Genomic DNA, 21,307 nt, shown 5'->3' on the forward strand with positions numbered 1-21,307 from the left:
TCGCCGACACCGACTACGACGGCAAGGCCGACACCGAGGTCCTGGACACCGACGGCGACGGCAACGCCGACACCGTCGAGGTCGACACCAACGAGGACGGCACCGTCGACGGCGTCTACACCAGCACCGAGGGCGACGGAAGCCACGGCCTGGGCGACAAGTCCGGCAACTAAGCAACACCCGCACCCCCCAAACCCCCGCGGATCCCGAGTCCGCGGGGGTTTCTCGTGCCCGCGGAGTTCAGGGCATTTCACCGATGCCGACACCGAATCCGCCTGGTATCCATGACACAGGAGCCCGTAGACCCGCCTGGAGGAGGCAGCGCCGTGTTGACTCGGACGCGTCCGGTGTCGCAGGACCCCATCGCCCGTCACATCGCGCTGCTCGGCGCGGAGTTGTCGGGGCCGTGGCGGGTCAAGAAGGACCTGTTGCGGGAGGCGCGGCACGGGTTGATCGATTGTGCGGAGGCGTATCGGGACGAGGGCCTCAGCGAGGGGGAGGCCGCGCGGAGGGCGGTCGCCGAGTTCGGGGAGCCCGCCGAGGTGGCGGGGGAGTATCAGGCGGAGCTGGCGGCGCGGCAGACGTTCACCGCGCTGGCGTTCGTGGCCGCGTTCGGGCCCGTCAGCGAGGTCTTCACGCGCGTCATGTGGTCGCATTCGCCGGCCCCGCACGTCCACCCGCGGGAGTTCGCGTTCCTGCTGTCGCGGATCGTGGACTGGGTGGGGTGGGGCAACAGCATCGTGGCGGTGGTGTTGATCCTGTCGGTCGGGTTGCAGGCGCGGTGGACCACGTTTCGGGGGACCGTGGCGCGCGCCGTCGGCGTGGGGTTGATGGTCGTGGTGGTGTTCCACATCGTCACGGGGATCGCCCTGACCGCCATGTATCACGATCCCGAGCCCGCGGGTTCGTGGAGATTCATGGACATCGCCAGCAACATGATCTACCCCGTGGCCACGGCGTACGCGGTGTGGCTGGCGATGCGGTGCCTCGCCGTGGCGCAACGGGTGGAGCGGCTGGCGCTCTAGGCGGCCAGCACCGCCGCCAGGTCCGCGACGTCCAGTGTGGTGACCTCCTTGGTGTGGCGGTTGGTGTATTCGGCCTTGCCCGTGTCCAGGGTGTGGTTGCCGAGCACGACGCGGTGGCCGATGCCGATGAGGTCGGCGTCGGCGAGCTTGGCGCCCGCGGTGGTGTCGCGGTCGTCCAGCAGCACGTCGATGCCGCTTTCCTCCAACATGGACGCCACGCGGTTCGACAGCTCGCGGGCCTCGGCACGGTGCGACAGGCACAGCACGTGGGCGCCGAAGGGGGCCAGTTCGGCGGGCCACACCATGGACGACCCGCGCGCCAGCACCTCGACGATCGCTCCGATCAGGCGCGTGGTGCCGATGCCGTAGCAACCCATCAGGACCGACTGCCGCACGCCGCAGGCGTCAGGCAGCCGGAGTCCGAAGGCGTCGGAATACCTGGAGCCCAAGGGAAAAATGTTGCCCACCTCGATGCCCTTGCGGACCTCCATGCCCGCCACGCGCTCGGCGGGGTAGGCGTCGATGATCTCCCTGTTGACGGCCTCGCCCGTGTCGCCGTCGATGTAGATGGTGTCCTCGCCGTACTCGGTGAGCGCCTGGAACTCGTCGGAGACGTCGCAGAAGTCGCCGCCCGAGGCCTGCGTGAAGTAGGTGACCTCGCCGAGCCCGCAGCGGTCGAAGACCCTGAGGTAGGCCGCCTTGGCGCGGGCGTAGAACTCCTGGAAGTCGGCTTCGTCGGCGTGGAAGGAGTACATGTCCTTCATTCCGAATTCGCGGCAGCGCAGCAGGCCCGACTTGGCGCGGGGTTCGTCGCGGAACTTGGTCTGGATCTGGTACGCCGCGACGGGCAGGTCGCGGTAGGAGGTGGCGTGCGCGGCCAGCAGGGGCGTGACGACCTCCTCGGCGGAGGCGCCCAGCACGACGCGGTCGTTCTTGGTGCGAAACAGGACGTCCATGGCGTCGCGGCCGGTGGTCTCCCAGTTCGCGGCGGGCTGCAGCACGGGCATCAGGACCTCCTGGCCGCCGATGGCGTCCATCTCCTGACGGATCACGCGCTCCACATTGCGCAGTACGCGCAGGCCGAGGGGCAGCATGGAGTAGACCCCGGCCGACAGCTTCGCGATGTACCCCGCCTGCTCCAGCAGGGCGGCGTTGCGGCTGGGTTCGTCGGCGGGCGCCTGGCGGCGCGTCCGACTAAATAGGACAGATTGTCGAGACAGCATGATGGACCTTTCGCGGGGCACGGCGGGGACACCACCGAGCTCAGTGGATGACGAGATGCCCGCAGCCCCTTCGCGGGCACGCGGAGACAGCGGCCCTCAGGGGCGCTGGAACGGGAAAGCGACCGGGCGCGGCCTCAGCGGCGCGGTCGCCCGAGCGGTCGCGGTGACGGAGCGGGGCAGGCGAACGCGCCGCGGAACGCGGTGGTGATCTCGCCGGTCATGATGCCTCACATCGGTACGTCACGGGTACGTGCGGCCACCATAGCGCACCGCCGCGGCCCGACGCCAGTGCGTTGGCCTTAGGTCCAGCGGAAATACCAGGCCCGGGAGCGGACCATGTGGACGGCGAGGTCGTCCAGTGTGGGGACGCCCGCGGCGAGCAGGTCGGGGCAGTACGCGTACACCTCTTGGGCCACCTCGAGAACGTCATCATCCGATGTGGGCGGATTGGGCACGTACAGCTCGAGGATGTCCCAGGTCATCGAGACCAGCTCCACCTCGTTGCGCTCGTGCCAGCGCCGCAGGACGCTGGCGTGCTCGGCGCCGTACAGCTCCCAGTTCGTGGAGCCCTTCCAGGGCAGCAGCGCGGGGATCTGCCAGCTGTGCTCAGCCTCGACGAGGCCCAGCAGGCCGTCGGCCTTGGGGACGGCGAAGTCGGAGTCGCCGCGGGTGGGCAGGATCGGCACGCCGCGGGGCGGCTCGCCCGCCTCGGCGCCCTTGTCGTGCAGCAGCGTCTCGGCGTCGATTTCGGACATCCGCTCCAGCTCGTCGTCGCCCTCGTGCAGCACGCCCTCGCCGTTGTCCAGCCAGTCGTCCGCCGGTCCCAACAGGACGGGCAGCCACCCGGTCTTCTCGTGCACCTGGCGGATCTGCAGCCACCAGCCCAGTGCCTCGTCGCCGCGCACCCCGAACGCCCACAGGCGAACATCCCCGCGCTGCACGATCTGCTGCATGTGGGGCACCGTCACCCCGCAGTTGCGCAGCGCCGCGCGGGGTGAGCCCGACACGTCCAGCGGCAGCGAGGTGGCCGACGCGTCGGGCTCGGGCTCGGGCTGGGGCGGCGGCTCCAGGTCCAGCAGCTCGCGGCGCGGCCGCTCGGGCAGGAAATAGTCGCTGACGGGTTCGACGGACGTGGTGGACTCCGCTTCCTCGTCCACCGTGGGCTCGGGGGTCTCGGTGGTTTCGGTGATGTCTATGGGGACCGTGGTGGTCTGCGCCGGTACCGACGCTACCGGTTCCGCCGTGTCGGGCAGCGGCGCGGCATCGCCCAGCACACCAGAGGTCTGCTGTGGCTCGTCGTCGGGTTCGGATGTGGGCGGCTCGGTTGTGGACGGTGCCGCGGGCGCGGCGGCCGTCTCATCGCCGCTGTCCTCCGACCGACGTCCCAGAAGTTTCTGCAGAAGTCCCACGGCTGTAAATAATGCCGCCTCGGTACGACTTTTAGCAAGGCGACTCAGCCCTTGCGTTTCTTTTGTACGAACAATCCGAAGGCCCACGCCGCGATCAGGATCATCACCATGACGCAGATCAGCTTGAACACTACGAGGGCCTGATCTCGCCGATGGGGGTGAGCTTGGGGCGCTTGGCGGAAACGGCGTCGCCGCTTGACTTTCCGGCCAGACGGCGGCGCACCCACGGCGCCATGTGGGCCTTGGCCCAGGCGACGTCCTCGCGGCGGCGGGTGAGCCATCCCGGGGGCTCGGCGGTGGGCAGGGTGAGTCTCCAGCAGGGGTCGGGGGGGATCTCGAGGGTCTCGCAGCAGTGCTCGGCGACCCGGCGGTGGCCGAGGGCGGACATGTGGACCCGGTCTTCGCTCCACAGTCGAGTATCTTGGAAGATCTCGTCCCCGTACAGCTCCACCACGGTCGCGCCGTGGCGCCGCGCCACCGTCCGGATGATCGCGTTGAGGGCCAGCATCCGCTTGGTCAGCAGCCGGGAGGCGGGCATCCGGGGCGGCACCGTGGGCACGGTGCACAGCAGCACCTTCGCGCCCGAGGCGGTCAGCACCCGCGCCACCTCGTTGAGGCGGCCGGACAGCCGCTCCGGCTGGAAGCCGGGGCGCAGCGCGTCGTTGCCGCCGGCGATGAAGCTGACCAGATCGGGCCGCAGCCGCAGCGCCTGCGGCACCTGCTCGTCGACCACGGCGTCGAACAGCTTGCCGCGCACGGCGAGATTCGCGTATGTCAATCCCGGATTGGTCTCGGCCAGCCGCCGGGCGGTGAGATCCGCCCAGCCCCGAAAGCCGCCATCGGCTCGGCGGTCGTTCATGCCCTCGGTGAAGCTGTCTCCCAGGGCCACGTAGCCGTGGTATCGCGCCGACATCTACCAAAGCCTCCTGCCCACTGCGGTATGTGGGGGAATAACAACAGTGCCAGTGACGGCGCCCCACCGCATCGGACTCGGAGTGTGTCTTACCGGACGTAACCGGACGGGCACGTGCCGTCCGACGGGCCAGGCGGCGCACACCAGCCACGATGCGCCCCGAAGATAACGGATTGATCTCGGCGCACCGTCGATTGAGTTCCCAAGCGCCGGGGCCGTTGCGCCGGGTGTGGCGCACCCCGCAGTATTGACGTATCGCCGCGCAGCGGCGGCAAAGACGAAGCGACTCAAGGCGAAGGACCCATAACGGTATGCAAGACGACAACGCCTGGCCCGACACGGCGCCGATCGAGACCTTCATCGAGGAGCGCCAACGCCCCCCTCGGGTCCGCGTAGCGGGCCTGGCCCTGCTGGTCGGCGCGGGCCTGGCCCTGCTGGCGGGCCTGCTGCATCTGGCGGTCTCCGGCACCGCCGGCGCCGGCTTCCTCATCGACATCCCCGGCATGGTGATGCTGGTGCTCAACGCGGTGATCGCGGCGTACCTGGCGTTCATCGCCCGGGGTGTCATCAAGGGATGGAAATGGGTGCTGCGCGTCGCGCGCGGAACCGCCGCGGCGGCCGCGATCTTCTACCTGATCTACGGCCTGCTGGCCAAGCCCGGCGACACCGTCCATAGTGGTGCTCTGCTCCTGTGGCTGGACGCCCTGCTCGCCTTCGCGGCGGTCGCGGCCGGTCTGGTGGCGCTGGTGTGCCTGTTCGGCGCCTCCGTCACCGCGTTCTTCGCGCCCCCGCAGGCGGTGAAGCCCTCGGAGCAGCAGCACAACGGCCAGGCCTCGATGGGCGGCAACGACGCCGACTGGACCCCGCCGGCGCAGCGCGACCACCCGCCGCAGTGGGGCCGTCCCGACAACTAAAGTCCCGAAACCGAACCCGAGCCCGCCGAGGTCGGCGGGACGCTCGGCGAGCCGGGCTGCCCGGAGCCGCCGTTGGTGGAGCCGGTGCCGCCGGGGACGGTGCCGGTGCCGGAATCGCTGGGCGGCATGGTGACCGTGCCCTTGGAGAACGTGATCTTGCTGATCGTCACGGGCACTGGCGGCTTGTCGTCGTACTCGGTGTTGCCCATCGCCGCGCCGATCTGGTCCAGCACCTCGTGCCCGGCGATCACCTCGCCGATCACCGACAGGTACGCCGTGGGTTTGGACTCGCCGCGGATGAACGCGAAGGCGCTGCCCGCCTGGCCGGTGCTGTTGTTGATCAGCGCCACGTAGTCGCGCCCGGAGCGCCCGTTGAAGGCGTCCTCGGCGCGGTAGCGGAATCCGGGGCCGCCCTTGCCGGTGCCGGTGGGGTCGCCGCAGCGCAGCGTCACCGTCGGGTCCTCCTGGCGGGTGGTGATCCGGTAGCACGAGTTGTTCTTGTAGAAGCCTTGCTTGGCAAGGTATGCGAAGCCGCTGACGCCGCACGGCGACACGTCGCCGAACAGCAGCACGGTGACGGTGCCGAAGTTGGTCTCCACGGTGGCGGTCTGGCGATCGGGTGCCGAGCCCAGCTTGTCGGGCTGCGGCACGGACGCGGAGTCGTCGTGCGCGGTGAGCTGGCAGGCCTTGCCGTGGCCGGGCTTGTCCTGGGACGCGGCGGATCCGTCGGGGGCGAACAGCCACCAGCCCACCGCCCCCACGCCGATCAGCAGCACCAGGGTCAGGCCGATGCCCCACAGGCTGCGTCGCCCGCTGCCGCCCTGCAACCAGGCGGGTTCGGGGCCGTAGGGGTCGTCGGCGTCGGACGGCGAGGCACGGGGAGGGTCCTCGTCGGGGGTCGCGGCGCGAACGTCCGGTTCGGAGGGTGGCGGGTCAGCGGGGGGCTTGCCTTCCATGCCGACCGATGGTATTCGCCGACGGTGAACGTCCGCAGCCGCCCTATCGCAGTCGGTATGGGGGATAACGGGTTCCGGCCACCACGTACCAGCCGGTCAGCAGGACGTATCCCGCGGTGGTGGCGAACAGCAGCCACGTGGCGCGGCCGTCGGCGGGCAGCACGGAGGCGCCGACGAACATGCCGACGATGAACGCGAAGTTGAAGACGGTGTCGTTGAGGCTGAACAGCCGCCCCCGGTACTCGTCCTCGCAACTGGACTGCAGCGAGGTGTCGGTGACGATCTTGATGCTCTGCGACACGATGTTGATGGCGAAGGTGCCCGCCACGAACATGTACTGCTCCACATTGAACCCGAGCGAGGCGACGGTGAGGGTCACGAGCACCAGCAGGGCGCTCACCCACCGCTGCGGCCCGATCCGGCGGGTGAGCCACGGCGTGACGAGCGCCGCCAGGAAGGACCCGGCCTGCCCCGCGGTGGCGATGCCCGCCAGCCAGGCGAGGGTGTCGGCGAAGTCGGTGATGCGCGGGTTGTGGAAGTGGCCCCGGAAGATCGCCAGCGTGTACACCGCCAGCACCCCGTACAGCGCGCGGTGCCCGGCCTGGACGGTCATGGAGTAGGCGGCGCCCCGCCGCTGCCACAGGTGCCTGAACCCGGCGATCATGCCCCGGGTGGTGTCGACGAGCGCCTGGATCACCCGGCCTCCGGCGCGTTCGGTCTCGTCGGGGCCGAGCTGTTCCACCCGGAACGAGCGCCACGCCACCGCCGCCGAGATCGCGTACAGCGGAAGCGCCACCAGCGCGGTGACGGCGTACCGTAGCGACCCGCCGCCGAGGTCCAGGTGCTTGATCAGCAGGATAACCACATAGGATGATCCGAGTCCGGTCCCGTAGAACACCGTCCCGGCGGTCGTGGCGAAGGAGTTGGCGGTGACGAGGTGTGCGGGCTCCACCACGTGTGGCTGCGCCGCCGACAGCCCCGCCAGCACGAAGCGGTTGATCGTCATGATGCCCAGCGCGAAGATCCCGTATGTCCACACCGGACCATCCAGCAGGATGAGCAGCGCGGCGGGCAGCACCAGCACCGACCGCACCAGGTTCGACACCGCGAGGATGTTGCGGCGGCTCCACCGGTCCAGGAACACCCCGACGTACGGCCCGAGGATCGAATACGGCGCCACCAGGATCGCGAAGCCGATCGCGTAGGACAGCGGCTGGACCCGCTTGGTGGGGTCGAAGAAGACGCTGACGGCCAGGCCCGCCTGGAAGTACCCGTCGGCGAGCTGGCTGGTGACACGGGAGACCAGCAGCCGCCGGAAGTCCTTGCGTCCGAGAATGGCACGCACGTGCCCCTCGGTGTGGTGGCGAGCTACGGTTCCCTGCACCGCAGAAACTCTAACGGCTTGTCAGGTTTTATCCCAGGATCCGCACCCGGTGGTACTGAACGCCCGGTCGGACTTCTCGACGGTCACCCGCACCTTTTCCCCCGGGCTGGCGGTGCCGTTGGCGATGATGTCGTCGAAGTCCCCGTTGGTGCCCTTGAGCCGCTCCCAGTAACACAGCCCCGAGCTCTTCGGCACCCTCGTCGCGTACTCGCCCGGGTCGATGTCCTCGCCGATGAGGAACATGCCGTCGCCGGTCATCGCCGCGTCGGGATTGATGGACGGCGAGGTGCCCGAGCCCTCGGTCCGCGGCTCGCGGTACCCGCCGCCCCCCGATCCGGCGACGGCGGCCACGCTGCCGTTGTCCCCGGAGCTGGCGATCAGGATGACGCCCAGCCCGATGAGCGACAGCAGCACCACCCCGCCCACCACCAGGCCGATGAGCAGTCCCGTCTGAGGATTGCGCTGCTCGTACGTCATGGGGTCATGGTGCCGGGCGAATCGGCCGCGTTGGCCGATTTTCCGATTTCCGGGACGGGCCGCGGGCTTGGCAAAATACCCCTAGGGGGTATAAAGTTGGCGGCGCCCGCCACCGCGGGAGCACACTGACTGACGAGGTATCCGATGAAAACCACTTCCACCGTCATCGAGCTCGACATCGGCGGCATGACCTGCGCGTCCTGCGCCAACCGCGTCGAGAAGAAGCTCAACCGGATGGACGGCGTGACCGCCACGGTCAACTTCGCCACCGAGAAGGCCACCGCGACCGTCGGCGACGGCATCGCGGCCGACGCGCTGATCGCCGTGGTGGAGAAGACCGGCTACACCGCCGCCCCCGCGCGGCGCGAGGCCGACGAGGCCGACGCCGAGGGGCGCGCGCTGTGGCTGCGCACCGTCCTGTCGCTGGTGCTGGCCGCCCCGGTGATCGCCCTGGGAATGGTGCCGGCGTTGCGGTACCCCGGTTGGGAATGGACGTCGCTGGTGTTGGCCACCCCGGTGGTGGTCTACGGCGGCTGGCCCTTCCACAAGGCCGCGGCCATCAACCTGCGGCACGGCGCGGCGACCATGGACACCCTGGTGTCGCTGGGAACCGTCGCCGCCTTCGCGTGGTCGCTGTGGGCGCTGTTCTTCGGCGACTCGCACATGTACCTGGAGGCCGCCGCCGGGGTCACCGCGTTCATCCTGTTGGGCCGCCTCTTCGAGCACCGCTCCAAGAAGAAGGCGGGAAGCGCGCTGCGGGCCCTGCTCAACCTGGGCGCCAAGCACGCCCGGGCGCTGCGCGACGGCGTCGAGGTCGAGGTGCCGATCGCGGCGCTGGTGGTGGGCGACGAGTTCGTGGTGCGCCCGGGGGAGAAGATCGCCACCGACGGCGAGGTCGTCAGCGGACGGTCGGCGGTGGACGAGGGCATGGTCACCGGCGAGTCCGTTCCCGTGGAGGTGACGGCGGGCGACGCGGTCATCGGCGCCACCATCAACTCCGGAGGGCGGCTCGTGGTGCGGGCCACCCGGGTGGGCGCCGACACCCAGCTGGCCCAGATGGCGCGGCTGGTGGAGGCCGCGCAGGCGGGCAAGGCCAGGGTGCAGCGGCTCGCCGACCGGATCTCCGGCGTGTTCGTCCCGGCGGTGATCGGGATCTCGCTGCTGACGCTGGCGGCGTGGTTCGCGCTCGGGCAGGGCCCGTCCGCGGCCTTCACCGCCGCTGTGGCGGTGCTGATCATCGCCTGCCCCTGCGCCCTCGGACTGGCGACGCCGACCGCGCTCATGGTGGGCACCGGGCGCGGCGCCCAGCTCGGCATCCTGGTGGGCGGCCCGCAGGCGCTGGAGTCCACTCGCGACGTCGACACCATCGTGCTGGACAAGACCGGCACCGTCACCACCGGCAGGATGGGCCTGGACGAGGTGTTCGCCGCCGACGGCTTCGCCGAGTCGGAGGTGTTGCGGCTGGCGGGATCGCTGGAGGCCGCCAGCGAGCACCCGATCGCCCGCGCCATCGCCGCCGCCGCTACCGAGCGGCTGGGGACCCTGCCGCAGGTCACCGACTTCGACAACGTTCCCGGACGCGGCGTGACGGGCACAGTGGACGGCCGCGCCGTGGCCGTCGGGCGCCTCGCCGATGTCAACACCAAGGCGCTCCCCGACTCTGGCGCGGCGACTGATGCCGACGCCACAACGATTCTCGACTCTGGCGCGGGACTGTCCGCCCAAGCCGAGGCGGCCGAGAAGCGGGGCCGCACCGTGGTTCCCGTCGCCGTCGACGGCGCGACCGTCGGGCTGCTCACCGTCGCCGACCAGGTGAAACCCACCAGCCGCGAGGCCGTGTCGAGCCTGCGAAAGCTCGGCCTCACCCCCGTGCTGCTCACGGGCGACAACGCCACCGTGGCGCACGCCGTGGCCGCCGAGGTCGGCATCGACGCCGTGCACGCCGAGGTGCTGCCCCAGGACAAGGTGGAGGTCGTCAAGTCCCTTCAGGACTCCGGGCACCGGGTCGCCATGGTCGGCGACGGCGTCAACGACGCCGCCGCCCTGGCCGCCAGCGACCTGGGCATCGCCATGGGTACCGGCACCGACGTCGCCATCGAGGCGTCCGACCTCACCCTGGTGCGCGGCGACCTGAGCGCGGCCGTCGACGCGATCCGCCTGTCGCGCCGCATGCTGCGCACCATCAAGGGAAACCTGTTCTGGGCCTTCGCCTACAACGTCGCGGCGCTGCCGCTGGCGGCCTTCGGCCTGCTGTCGCCGATGATCGCCGGGGCGGCCATGGCCTTCTCCTCGGTCTTCGTGGTGGGCAACAGCCTGCGCCTGCGCCGCTTCCACTAGGGACTCATACCGATTCCGCGCCCACAGTGATCACGTGGGCGCGGAATCGGTATGTCCGTCTTCAAATCCTCCATAAATCTCCCGCCGTTCACATTGAAGTCGGCGAATTGTTCCCGTCCCGGTATTGCTTTGCCCGCACTACATCGGATAGGAAGGGGAAACCGACCCCCACTTGGAGAGATTTATATATGCGACCCCCTACTAAGCGTGCGCTGCTGGCCGCGGCGGCCGTCGGGGCCATCGGGCTCCCGCTGCTGGCGGCCAATGTAGCCATGGCGGATGACGCCAAATCAATCGCCGACATCCAGGGCTCCGCCCACGTGTCCCCCGTAGCGGGCCAGGACGTCACGGACATTCCCGGCATCGTGACAGCCGTCGGCCCCAAGGGTTTCTGGATGCAAAGCGCCGAGCCCGACGACAACGACGCCACCAGCGACGGCATCTACGTCTACGCCAACGCCGCCCCCGACGCCAAGGCCGGCGACGCGGTGAAGGTGTCGGGCAAGGTGGACGAGTACCGCCCCGGCAACGCCGCCAACAACCTGTCCACCACCGAGATCACCACCCCCAAGGTGACCAAGGACGGCACCGGCAAGGTGCCCGACGCGACGCTGATCGGCCCGGGCGGGCGCGAGGCCCCCGACAAGATCCGCTCCGACAGCCCCGGCGACGTCGAGAAGGCCGCCTTCGACCCGAAGTCCAATGCCCTGGACTTCTACGAGTCGATGGAGGGCATGCTGGTCAAGGTGACCGACTCCGGCGTGGTCGGACCGACCACGTCCAACGGCGAGATCACCGTGCTGCCCGGCAACAAGGGCGACCTGCGCACCAAGCGCGGCGGCGTCAAGTACACCAAGGACGACCCGAACACCGAGCGCGTCACGCTGGACGACGGGCTGGCCAAGATGCCCAACGCCAACGTCGGCGACACCCTGAAGGGCGACGTCTCCGGCGTACTGGACTACAGCTTCGGCGACTACAAGCTCGAGGCGCTCAAGGCCCCGGACGTCACCAGCGGCGGCCTGAAGCCCGAGACCGCCAAGCCGCAGGGCGACAAGCTCGCGGTGTCGACGTACAACGTGGAGAACCTCGACCCGGGCGACGACCAGGCGGCCTTCGACCGGCACGGCGAGAACATCGCCAAGAACCTGGCCTCGCCGGACATCGTTGGGCTGGAAGAGATCCAGGACAACAACGGCGCGACCGACGACGGCACCGTCGCGGCCGACAAGACCCTGGACAAGCTGGTGGCCGCGGTCAAGGCCGCCGGCGGACCAACCTATGAGTACCGCGAGATCGACCCGGAGAACGACGCCGACGGCGGCGAGCCGGGCGGAAACATCCGGTCGGCATTCCTGTTCAACCCCGACCGGGTGAAGTTCACCGACAAGAAGGGCGGCGACGCCACGACGCCCGTCGACGTCAACGCCGACGGCCTCACCCTGTCGCCGGGCCGGATCGCGCCGACCGAGGACGCGTGGAAGGACTCCCGCAAGCCGCTGGCCGGCGAGTTCACCTTCAACGGCAAGAAGCTGATCGTGGTGGGCAACCACCTCAACAGCAAGGGCGGCGACGACCCGCTGATGGGCCGCTACCAGCCGCCGACGAACTCCAGCGAGGACCAGCGCCACAAGCAGGCCACCCTGATCCACGACTTCGTCAAGAAGACCGAGGACACCGTCAAGGACGCCAACGTGATCGTGCTCGGAGACATGAACGACTTCGAGTTCTCCGACACGGTGGGCAAGCTGACCGACGGCGGCGTGCTGAAGAGCGCCTACGACTCGCTCGACGAGGCGGAGCGCTACAGCTACGTGTACGGCGGCAACTCGCAGGTGCTGGACCAGATCCTCACGTCCGGAAACCTCGCCGACGCCGCCTCGCTCGACGTGGTGCACGTCAACTCCGAGTTCTACGACCAGGCCTCGGACCACGACCCGAGCCTGGTGACCATGACGCTGTAAGACCCTCGAACCGATGGGCCGCAGGGAGAGATTCTCCTTGCGGCCCATTCCTTTTAGTAGGACTCGCGCGGGTCGTCCACGGGGGCGTGGCGGCCGTCCACGACCGCGTACTCCACGGCCGGTCCGTCGGCGGCCAGCCGGGCCACCGCCTCGACGAGCCGGTCGACGTCGGCGGTGGTGGTGCCGAGCCCCACGCTGGCCCGCAGCGCCTGACCGTCCACATTCGCCCGCGAATCCAGCAGCAGCCTGCGGGTCAGGGGATGCGCGCAGAACAACCCGTCGCGCACGCCGATGCCGTACTCGGCCGACAGCGCGGCGGCGGCCACGCCGGAGTTCAGGCCCTCGATGACGAAGGCGACGGTGCCGACGCTCGCCGCGCCGGGGGAGAACAGCCGCAGCCGGGCGACGCCGTCGATACCCGCCAGGCCGCGCGCCAGCCGCTCGCGCAGCGCCTCCTCGCGCGCCACCAGCGCCTCCCACACCTCGCCGTTCAGCGCCTCGCACACGGCGCCCAGCGCCACGGCCCCCAGCACGTTGGGGCTGCCGGCCTCGTGCCGCGCCGGGCCCCGCTTCCACGCGATGTCGCAGGTCGCGTCGCCCACCTCGGCGGTGGCGCCGCCGCCGGACAGGTGCGGTGCGGCGGCGTCCAGCCAGTCGCCGCGCCCGGCCAGCACACCGGCGCCGAACGGCGCGTACAGCTTGTGGCCCGAGAACGCCACGTAGTCCACGCCGAGGGCGGCGATGTCGACGGGGCGGTGGGGCGCCAGCTGCGCGGCGTCCAACAGCACCCGGGCGCCGAACCTGCGGGCGGCCACGCAGATCTCGGCCACCGGGAACAGCTCACCGGTCACATTGGACGCGCCGGTGATGGCGACCAGCACTGGCTTGTCTCTCCCCAGCACCTCCAGCGCCGCCACGATGGAACGCACCGCGGTGGCGGGGGAGTCGGGGATCGGCAGCCGGATCGGCTCCCGCCAGGGAAGCAGGTTCGCGTGGTGCTCGGAGTCGAACACCACCACCCGGGTGCCCTCCGGAAGCGCGCCCGCCAGCAGGTTCATCGACTCGGTGGTGTGCCGGGTGAACACGACGTGGTCGTCGGGGCGGCAGCCCAGGAAGCGCGCCACCTGGGCGCGGGCCCGCTCGTAGGAGCGGGTACATTCCCGTGACAGCCAGCCCGCTCCACGGTGGACGGCGGTGTAGCGGGGCAGCAGTTCGGCCACGGCATCGGCGGCGGCCCGCACGGCCGGGGCGCTGGCGGCGTAGTCGAAGTTGGCGTAACGCACCCGGCGCCCGTCCACGAGCGGCACATCGGGGGCCTCGATCACCTCGAGGCGGCGGTCGCGGCGGGGACGCCGCAGCGGCGCCAGCGCGGCCTCGCGGCGCACGACTGGCAGGGTGGGATTCGGGCGATTGATCAGGGTCGACGTGGACACCTGGCCTCCAGCGAGTCTCGGGGACCCGCGAGGGGTCCGCGCTTGTCCGGCACGCGGATTGGCGCACGGACCCGGTCCTCACCCGGGGCACCCCCACGCGGAGTTGGGTTGCCGGACAGCCAGCCGGGGCTTCGCACTGTCGCTCGTGACCTGGGGCCGAGAATAACCGGCCCGGCCGGGCGCGTCCACCCGATACCGGTGAATGAGATGTCGGCCCCGATCGGTCGAGCGCGGCGACGGGCGCGTCGATACGCTGTGGCCATGACGAGCGTGCAGCCCGGCAGCCCGGCCTCGCCACCTCAACCCGAGGCGAGCCGTCCACAGGTGAGCCCGCAGGACGGGTTCTCCTGGCGGCGATTCCTGGTGATGGGGGGCATCATCGTGCTGCTGGCGGCCGGTGCCGTGGTGATGTGGTGGGCGACCGGGTATCGCCTGGGCCCGCGCGCCACCATCATCGGGGTGTCGGCGGCGATCCTGCCGGTGCCGTTTCTGGTCGCGGCCTTCCTGTGGCTGGGGCGCTACAACCCCAAGCCCGCCAAGTACCTGGTGTTCTGCTTCGGCTGGGGGGCCTGCGTCGCGACGTCCGTCGCGCTGGGCGTCAACACCCTGGGCGGGTATCTGTACAGCAAGGTCGACTGGCCGTGGGCGCCGCCGCAGGGCCAGACCTGGGCGGACCTGTTCACCGCCACCACCGTGGCCCCGGTGATCGAGGAGAGCATGAAGGCCCTGGGGCCGCTGCTGATCTTCTGGTTCCGGCGCCGCCACTTCACCGGCATGGTCGACGCCCTGCTCTACTGTGGCCTGTCGGCGGTGGGCTTCGCCATGGTGGAGAACATCCTCTACCTGGGGCGCGGCTACGCCGAGGGCTCGCATTCCGGCGGCGTGGCCGGCGGCGCGATGCTCGTGACGATCACCTTCGTCGGACGCATCCTGTTCAGCGCCTTCGCCCACCCGCTGTTCACCTCGATGACCGCCATCGGCCTGGGCTTCTCCCGGCGCCGCGCCCGGCGCCGGGCGGCCCGCTGGCTGCTGCCGATCGCGATGCTGCTGGTGGCCATGCTGCTGCACGCCAGCTGGAACCTGCTGGCGTCCATGGGGGCGGCCGTCTACTTCTCCGGCTACCTGTCGGTGATGATGCCGATCTTCTTCTCCGCGGTGGGCGGTGCTCTGTGGGTGCGGGCCTCCGAGGCGCGGCTCGCCGTGGCGGTGCTGGCCGACTACGTGGACGCCGGCTGGTTCTCGCCTCCCGAGATCGCCGCCCTGGCCACCTATCGCCGCCGCACCTCGGCGCGCCGCTGGGCCCGGCGGGTCGCCGGCGACGCCGGCATCAAGGCGATGCGCGACTACCAGCACCTGGCCACGCAGTTGGCCCTGCTGCGCGACGCCAACCGCCGCGGCGTGTCCCACCCGGACGACGGCGCCCGCGCGCAGGCCCTGCTGGAGGCGATCGTCGCCTGCCGCGAGGTGTTCGCCAACGCCGACCCGGCCATGCCGCGTGCCATGTGGGACGGCCGCTACTACCAGATCCAGTTCCCCGACGGCTCGGTCCGCCAGGTCAACCCGCCCGCAGCCCCGGTGATGCCGATGCCGATCATCGTGGCCCCGGCTCCGCCGCCCCCGCCGCCGCCGGGAGTGCCCTGGAGTCCGCGCCCCTACTGAGCTTGGGTGGGCAAATGCACCACTGGGCGGTTCCTGGGCCCGGAGTCCGCGCCCCTACTGAGCTCGGGTGGGTAAATGCACCACCGGGCGGTTCCTGCGCCTGGAGCCCGCGCCCCTACTGAGTTCCGCCGCCACGCGCGCCTCCCGTACTTCGGGTGCGGGCGGTGCCACAATCGGCAACCATGAAACGCCTGATTCTGTTGCTGGCGGCGGTGGCGCTCGCCGTGCTCACCCCCATGCCCGCCAACGCGGCTCTCACCCAGACCCCGTCCGCCTCGGCGAGCTTCAGCGACTCGGTCACGGCCATCGCCTATTCCGGCGGCGTGTACTACGTCGGGGGCCGGTTCACCCAGTCCACCACAAAGGACGGCGATCGGCGGGAGCGTTCCTACCTCGCCGCCGTGGACACCGACGGCGACCTGCGCGGCTTCGCCCCCGAACTCAACGGCCCGGTCACGGCGCTGGCCAGCGACGGCACCTACCTCTACGTGTCCGGAGGTTTCTCCGAAGTGGATGGACAGCCCATGCATCGGCTGGCGCGCTTCAACATGAGCACCGGCGACCTGGACGCGGATTACCGAGTGAACCTCAGCGCGCCCGCCTCCACGCTGGCGGTGTCCGGCAAGCGGCTCTACATGGGAGGGACGTTCACCTCCGTCAACGGCGAGGCGCGCGGGCGCGCCGCGGCGGTCGGCCTGGTCCACGGCGGCCTGGTCTCCGGCTTCACCCCGCAGCTGTCCGACGGCAGCGTCCGCCACCTCGAGGCCGCCGGCTCCCGCATCTACGCGTCGGGCACCTTCAACACCGTCAACGGCAAGACCGTCCGCAAACTGGTGGCGCTCAACCGCGACACCGGTGCCGTCGACTCGGGCTTCCACACCGACTTCAACGTGGTGGTCTACGACGTCGACGTCGTCGGTTCCCGGGTCTACGTGGTGGCCGGAGGATCGGGCGGACGGGTGGTGGCGCTGAGCTCCTCGGGCGCCGAGCAGTGGACCCGCATGACCGACGGCGACGTCGTGGCCGTGCAGGAACGCGACGGCCAGGTGTACGCCGGAGGCCACTTCGAGCGCGCCTGCAAGGGCACCCAGGTCGGCACCCACGGCGCCTGCACCCAGGGCGTGTACGCCGACCGCGGCAAGCTGCTGTCGGTGGGCACCTCCGGCACCGTCTCCGACTGGAGCCCCGACGCCGACTCGGTGGTCGGCGTGCGCGCCATCGCCAGCGGCTCCGGCAGCATCGCGGTGGGCGGGGACTTCCTCACCTTCGATGGCGGGCAGCACAAGCAGCGCGGATTCGCGCTGTTCCACACGTGACGACCTGAAGATGTACGCATAGTCTGTATGCCATGAGTGACTCGACACCCGGCTGGGCCGTGCCCGGCGCCTCCAGCGCCCCGGCGACCCATTGGCCGGCCGCCAGCCCGGCCGGGCCGTCGACGCCGCGTCGCGATCCGGCGATGCGCGCCCCGTACGTGCCGCCGTCCGCCCTGCGGGAGCCCGTGATCCCGCAGCGCCACGCCATCGACGAAGCCTTGGCGCGCCCCACCTTCCGCGAACCCCATCGGTCCACACCGGGCGGTGTGTTCGCCGGCGCGGGCGTCACCCTGCTGTGGATGTTCGTCACGTTTTTCCTCGGGGGCGATCTGCGTTCCACCTTGTGGGTGATGCTGATCGCAGGCTTGTTCGCGGCGTCCGGCGCATTCGTCCTGGTGCGTTACGGTGACCGGGGCGCTGCCTGCGGGGTCGCGGCGGTGGCCGGGACGGCGATCGCGGTCGTCGGCGCTGTGGTGGAATGGCATGCGCTCGACGGTTCCTGGCTCTTGTGGTGACCCCTTGGGCGCCATACCCTGTGAAGCCCATGTAGTCAAGTCGACACCGACTTGACGAGTCCCTACCAGAACTTTCCTCTACGGGAGTACACATTGTCCTATTTCGCGGTCGCCGCCACCCGTAGCGACGACACCTGGGAGGCCACCGAGGTCGACCTGGACGGGGCCTCGGACATCGATGAGGTCATCGATGTCCTGCGCGACGCCAACCCCGACGCCGAGATCTCACTGTTGTTTGTGGAGGCGGACGACGAGTACCTGGTGATCGTGCGACTGGACGACGGCGACGACGCGCGGATCTTCGGCTCCGACGCGCCATTCGCCGACGAGAGCCGGCTCGGCGGTGTCCTGTTGGGAGACATCGACACCGACGTGCGGGCCGGCATCGACAACACCGAACTGGACACGCCCGTCACGAGCGAGCTGGACGCCCACCCGGTCGGCGAGGCCGACCTGCTGTCCGATCTGGGGGTCTCGCCCGAAACCCTGATCGCCTTGTGCGCCAAGGACGGCATGCTCCCGACGGACGTGACCGCCGAGGTCGCCAACATCATCGGCTGCGGAGATGTCCTCGAAGAGGTCCATGAGGCCTGACGACCGACGGCACTCCGCCTGGATGGGCCGGGCGCTGGAGGTGGCGGGGGAGTCCGGTCGGGACATTCCCATCGGCGCCGTCGTAATGGACGCGGCCGGGGTGGAGCTGGCCGCGGCCCACAATGCCCGCGAGGCCACGGGGGATCCCACCGCTCACGCCGAGATCCTGGCGTTGCGCGCCGCCGCGCGTCGGCACGGGGACGGTTGGCACCTGGACGGCTGCACCCTGGTGGTGACGGTGGAACCGTGCACCATGTGCGCCGGGGCCATCACCCTGGCGCGCGTCGGCACCGTGGTGTTCGGGGCGTGGGAGCCCAAGACCGGAGCGGTGGGTTCGCTGTGGGATGTGGTGCGGGACCGGCGATTGACGCATCGACCCGAGGTGTACCCCGGGGTGCGCCAGGCGGAGAGCGCCCGGCTGCTACGCGACTTCTTCGGTCGCTGAGGCCGGGTTCAGGTAGTCGATGAACTTGGCGCGCAGCAGGGGTTCGGCCTCGCCGTAGTGCCCCTCGCGTCCATTGAGCTCGTGCCACAGCTCCAGCGCGCTGTCGATGGCCGCGCCCACCGAACCCAGGGAACCGTCCACCTCTTCGGCCTCGGGGGCGTGCGGCAGGTGACGCAGCACGTCCCAGAAGAATCCGACATCGCGCCGCCGCTTCGCGAGCTCGAAGGCCTTTTCGCGCAGCTCATCAGTGGTGAGCGCGTCCGAGGTCGAATCGGTCATACGCGAAGCATAGTCGCTACCGCGACAATTGGTGTCCGCCAAAGGACCCCGCGCCAGCCGTGGCGACGCGGGGGCTCACCGCTTTTTGGGGAGCCAGTCCTCTTCGCGAGGCTCCTTGCCATCCTTGGGTGCGTAGTCGGAGTACGGGTCTTCCTCTTCGTACTCTTCGTCCGCCGCTTCACTGCCAGAAAGCTCGCGCTCCAGCGCCGTCAGGTCGGTGTCCGGTGAATGGTATTTCAACCGCCGGGCCACCTTCGTCTGCTTCGCCTTAGCTCGGCCGCGCCCCATATGGCTCGACCCCCTCGCACAGAATCATCGGGGCCGCCGTAACGGCGCCCCGGAACAGTTGACATCAATCGTGGGTCCTACGGTACAGCGCGGCTTAGCGCATTCCCACTCGGCCCACCATCGAAATCGCCCCGAATTTCGGGACATATACCGACAAAACGCCCATATTTTTGCGTCGGGCCGATGTGATTGCGGTAATGACCACGTTTCCACCGGCCCGATACTCCGCGGGCGTCAATGCGCCAGGTAGATGCTCCGCAACCGACCGCAATCGGCCATCCGGCGCTCGGCGATGCGGTCGGCGGCCAGCGCCGGCGGGATCGCCTCGGTGTCCGCGGTGCGCAGGATGTCGCGGGTGATGTCGAAGATGTGCGAGGCCCGGCGCTTGGCCCGGGCGAAGTTGAAGCCGCCGATCTCGTCGGCGACCTGGATGACGCCGCCGGAGTTGACCAGGTAGTCCGGCGCGTAGAGAATCCCGCGCTCGGCCAGCAGCTTCTCCACGCCGGGGTGGGCCAGCTGGTTGTTGGCCGCCCCCACCACGACCGACGCCCGCAGCATTCCCACGGACTCGTCGTTGAGGGCTCCGCCCAGCGCGCACGGCGCGTACACGTCGATGTCGGAGGCGATGAGCTCCTTGGTGGAGCCCACGAAGGACGCCTCGGGGCGGTTCTCCTTCAGCCAGTCGTGGGCCCGCTCGGAGATGTCGGTGGCCACCACGGTGGCACCGTCCTCCACCAGGTGCCCGACCAGGTGGCGGCCCACCTTGCCGATGCCCGCCACGCCGACGGTGCGGCCCTTCAGGCTCGGCGTGCCCCACTTGTGTTCGGCGGCGGCGCGCATGCCGCTGTAGACGCCGAAGGCCGTCAGCACGGACGAGTCGCCGGCGCCGCCGTTCTCCTCGGAGCGGCCGGTGACGTGGCGCGACTCCTTGGCCACGATGTCCATGTCGGAGACGTACGTCCCGACGTCACAGGCGGTGATGTATCTGCCGCCCAACGATTCCACGAATCGTCCATAGGCGCGCAGCAGCGCCTCCGACTTGTCCGTGTCAGGGTCGCCCCAGATCACGGCCTTGCCGCCGCCGAGGTCCAGTCCGGCCAGAGCGTTCTTGTACGCCATGCCCTTGGACAGGTCGAGCGCGTCGTGAATCGCGTCGGCCTCGCTCGCGTAGGGATAGAACCGGGTGCCGCCCAGCGCCGGTCCCAGCGCGGTCGAGTAGATCGCGATGATGGCGCGCAGGCCGCTGGCCTTGTCCTGGCAGAAGACGACCTCTTCGTGACCGGTCAGGTTGCTCGGGGCTTCGAATACGCCCATGGTGTGCCGCTCCACGTCCTTGTGTCAGTCCTTATGGGACTTTTATTGTCGGTTGGCAGGGGTGTTGCCGACGTCAGACTAGCCCTTGCCCCAATCGGCGCCCGCCGGACCAGGCACGATGTGGGAAGGCATTTCGATGCTTTTGTTCACGGTGGTCAACATGGGAGGATCGCGCCGTGCAGACTCCATTCGCCGCGTACCTCCGGGTCTACGAGCCCCTGGCGGCGTTCTCCCATGAGCGCGAGCGGCACTGGCGCGAATACGCCGCCAACGGCAGGGCCGCGTCGGCGGAGTCGGGGCCGGGCCTGCAGCGGGAACTGTTCTACGACGCCATGACCGTCGGCTGGGACGGGCTGCCCTCGCTGCCCGACGAGGCGTACGTCATCGACGGCGAGGACGGGCCGCTGATCTGCCCCTGGCACCTGGGCCCCCGGATCGCCGCGGCGGTGCGTTCGGCCGCCGACCGGGTGCCTCCGCACCTGGTGGACGCGTTCCTGCACCCGAGGCTGGTGGCCGCCGCCGAGCAGGAACACGGGCCGGGACCGGACGCCCGCGGCGACCTCCACGGCGCCCCGGCCTGGCACGAACACATCGCGACGTGGCACGTCCCGGCGCGCTGGTTCGTGCTGCTTGACGACAACGATCGGGACCCCTCCCCATCAAGCGTGTTGCGATATCGGGTATCGATGGCCCGGGCCCGCCGCCGCGGGCGCCAGGCCTACGGAATTTTGCAAACTTCGTTGGGTCGAAGCAACCCCGTGGCCGTCGGTGTGCGTCAACTTTGTGAGTGGCTTTCCGTTTTCCACCCACGTTCGACGGTTGAGGTCGATTACGGCGGGTTGGTCCGGATGCTCTCCGGGGC

Annotated in this window: 20 protein-coding genes and 1 riboswitch; of the genes, 10 read left to right on the forward strand and 10 right to left on the reverse strand. The window is 69.9% G+C overall.

Features of this window, described 5'->3' with window-relative positions; all coding sequences use genetic code 11:
* Positions 1-326 precede the first annotated feature (326 nt).
* Positions 327-1,025 carry a permease prefix domain 1-containing protein gene (locus VE172_RS18340; RefSeq protein WP_324803408.1) on the forward strand — a complete coding sequence of 233 codons (699 nt, stop codon included), beginning with the start codon at positions 327-329 and terminating at the stop codon, positions 1,023-1,025.
* Here VE172_RS18340 and VE172_RS18345 read toward each other — a convergent pair.
* From VE172_RS18345 to VE172_RS18355, 3 genes are all read right to left on the reverse strand, one after another.
* Positions 1,022-2,248: an aminoacyl--tRNA ligase-related protein gene (locus tag VE172_RS18345; RefSeq protein WP_324803409.1), complete on the reverse strand. Its 1,227-nt coding sequence runs from the start codon at positions 2,246-2,248 to the stop codon at positions 1,022-1,024. The two genes, VE172_RS18340 and VE172_RS18345, sit on opposite strands and share 4 nt — an antisense overlap.
* A 299-nt stretch (positions 2,249-2,547) precedes the next feature.
* Positions 2,548-3,657: a DUF4253 domain-containing protein gene (locus VE172_RS18350; protein ID WP_324803410.1), complete on the reverse strand. Its 1,110-nt coding sequence runs from the start codon at positions 3,655-3,657 to the stop codon at positions 2,548-2,550.
* A 130-nt stretch (positions 3,658-3,787) separates the two neighbouring features.
* Positions 3,788-4,570 carry an SGNH/GDSL hydrolase family protein gene (locus VE172_RS18355; RefSeq protein WP_324803411.1) on the reverse strand — a complete coding sequence of 261 codons (783 nt, stop codon included), beginning with the start codon at positions 4,568-4,570 and terminating at the stop codon, positions 3,788-3,790.
* 311 nt (positions 4,571-4,881) lie between these two features.
* On the opposite strand from VE172_RS18355, the gene VE172_RS18360 reads away from it, so the two are divergent.
* Positions 4,882-5,484: a hypothetical protein gene (locus tag VE172_RS18360; RefSeq protein ID WP_324803412.1), complete on the forward strand. Its 603-nt coding sequence runs from the start codon at positions 4,882-4,884 to the stop codon at positions 5,482-5,484.
* Here the strand turns inward: VE172_RS18360 and VE172_RS18365 are convergent.
* Genes VE172_RS18365 through VE172_RS18375 form a run of 3 tightly spaced genes read right to left on the reverse strand, consistent with a single transcriptional unit; the run spans position 5,481 to position 8,301 of the window.
* Positions 5,481-6,440 (reverse strand): peptidylprolyl isomerase, encoded by a 960-nt coding sequence (locus tag VE172_RS18365; protein WP_324803413.1) that lies wholly within the window; start codon positions 6,438-6,440, stop codon positions 5,481-5,483. The two genes, VE172_RS18360 and VE172_RS18365, sit on opposite strands and share 4 nt — an antisense overlap.
* 43 nt (positions 6,441-6,483) lie before the next feature.
* Positions 6,484-7,785, reverse strand: coding sequence for an MFS transporter (locus VE172_RS18370; RefSeq protein ID WP_324803414.1), 1,302 nt, complete (start codon positions 7,783-7,785; stop codon positions 6,484-6,486).
* 60 nt (positions 7,786-7,845) lie between these two features.
* A complete protein-coding gene (locus tag VE172_RS18375) occupies positions 7,846-8,301 on the reverse strand; it encodes a hypothetical protein (protein ID WP_324803415.1) in 456 nt (151 codons plus the stop codon).
* Positions 8,302-8,445: 144 nt separating this feature from the next.
* Between VE172_RS18375 and VE172_RS18380 the strand changes: the two genes are divergently transcribed.
* Together VE172_RS18380 and VE172_RS18385 are read left to right on the forward strand one after the other, a co-directional pair.
* Entirely contained in the window at positions 8,446-10,638 is a 2,193-nt protein-coding gene (locus VE172_RS18380) for a heavy metal translocating P-type ATPase (protein ID WP_324803417.1), read from the forward strand.
* A gap of 188 nt (positions 10,639-10,826) precedes the next feature.
* Entirely contained in the window at positions 10,827-12,602 is a 1,776-nt protein-coding gene (locus VE172_RS18385) for an endonuclease/exonuclease/phosphatase family protein (RefSeq protein WP_324803418.1), read from the forward strand.
* Between the two features lie 53 nt (positions 12,603-12,655).
* Here VE172_RS18385 and VE172_RS18390 read toward each other — a convergent pair whose 3' ends face one another.
* On the reverse strand, positions 12,656-14,035 hold the full coding sequence (locus VE172_RS18390; protein ID WP_324803419.1) for an aminotransferase class V-fold PLP-dependent enzyme: 1,380 nt from the start codon (positions 14,033-14,035) through the stop codon (positions 12,656-12,658).
* Positions 14,036-14,068: 33 nt separating this feature from the next.
* Positions 14,069-14,186, reverse strand: a riboswitch (SAM riboswitch).
* A gap of 110 nt (positions 14,187-14,296) precedes the next feature.
* Here VE172_RS18390 and VE172_RS18395 point away from each other — a divergent pair.
* The 5 genes from VE172_RS18395 to VE172_RS18415 all read left to right on the forward strand — a co-directional run bounded on the left by VE172_RS18395 (position 14,297) and on the right by VE172_RS18415 (position 18,564).
* Entirely contained in the window at positions 14,297-15,694 is a 1,398-nt protein-coding gene (locus VE172_RS18395) for a PrsW family intramembrane metalloprotease (RefSeq protein ID WP_324803420.1), read from the forward strand.
* 182 nt (positions 15,695-15,876) lie between these two features.
* Positions 15,877-17,010, forward strand: coding sequence for a hypothetical protein (locus VE172_RS18400; protein ID WP_324803421.1), 1,134 nt, complete (start codon positions 15,877-15,879; stop codon positions 17,008-17,010).
* A gap of 32 nt (positions 17,011-17,042) precedes the next feature.
* Positions 17,043-17,525, forward strand: a complete 483-nt coding sequence (locus tag VE172_RS18405) for a hypothetical protein (protein WP_324803422.1) — start codon at positions 17,043-17,045, stop codon at positions 17,523-17,525.
* Positions 17,526-17,618: 93 nt separating this feature from the next.
* Positions 17,619-18,119, forward strand: a complete 501-nt coding sequence (locus VE172_RS18410; protein WP_414715118.1) for a tRNA adenosine deaminase-associated protein — start codon at positions 17,619-17,621, stop codon at positions 18,117-18,119.
* Positions 18,109-18,564, forward strand: coding sequence for a nucleoside deaminase (locus VE172_RS18415; protein ID WP_324803424.1), 456 nt, complete (start codon positions 18,109-18,111; stop codon positions 18,562-18,564). Before VE172_RS18410 ends, VE172_RS18415 begins: the two co-directional genes overlap by 11 nt.
* Here the strand turns inward: VE172_RS18415 and VE172_RS18420 are convergent.
* The 3 genes from VE172_RS18420 to VE172_RS18430 form a co-directional block, all read right to left on the reverse strand.
* Positions 18,541-18,843 carry a hypothetical protein gene (locus tag VE172_RS18420; RefSeq protein ID WP_324803425.1) on the reverse strand — a complete coding sequence of 101 codons (303 nt, stop codon included), beginning with the start codon at positions 18,841-18,843 and terminating at the stop codon, positions 18,541-18,543. The two genes, VE172_RS18415 and VE172_RS18420, sit on opposite strands and share 24 nt — an antisense overlap.
* Positions 18,844-18,918: 75 nt before the next feature.
* Positions 18,919-19,131: a DUF3073 domain-containing protein gene (locus VE172_RS18425; RefSeq protein ID WP_324803426.1), complete on the reverse strand. Its 213-nt coding sequence runs from the start codon at positions 19,129-19,131 to the stop codon at positions 18,919-18,921.
* Positions 19,132-19,365: 234 nt separating this feature from the next.
* The gene (locus VE172_RS18430; RefSeq protein WP_324803427.1) at positions 19,366-20,445 is read right to left on the reverse strand and encodes a Glu/Leu/Phe/Val family dehydrogenase; all 1,080 of its coding nucleotides are present in this window, start codon (positions 20,443-20,445) and stop codon (positions 19,366-19,368) included.
* 176 nt (positions 20,446-20,621) lie between these two features.
* Between VE172_RS18430 and VE172_RS18435 the strand changes: the two genes are divergently transcribed.
* The coding region (locus tag VE172_RS18435; RefSeq protein WP_324803428.1) for a DUF8083 family protein at positions 20,622-21,307 on the forward strand (686 nt) is incomplete at its 3' end.

It is taken from the genome of Stackebrandtia sp., assembly GCF_035643755.1.
Taxonomy (GTDB): Bacteria; Actinomycetota; Actinomycetes; order Mycobacteriales; family Micromonosporaceae; genus Stackebrandtia.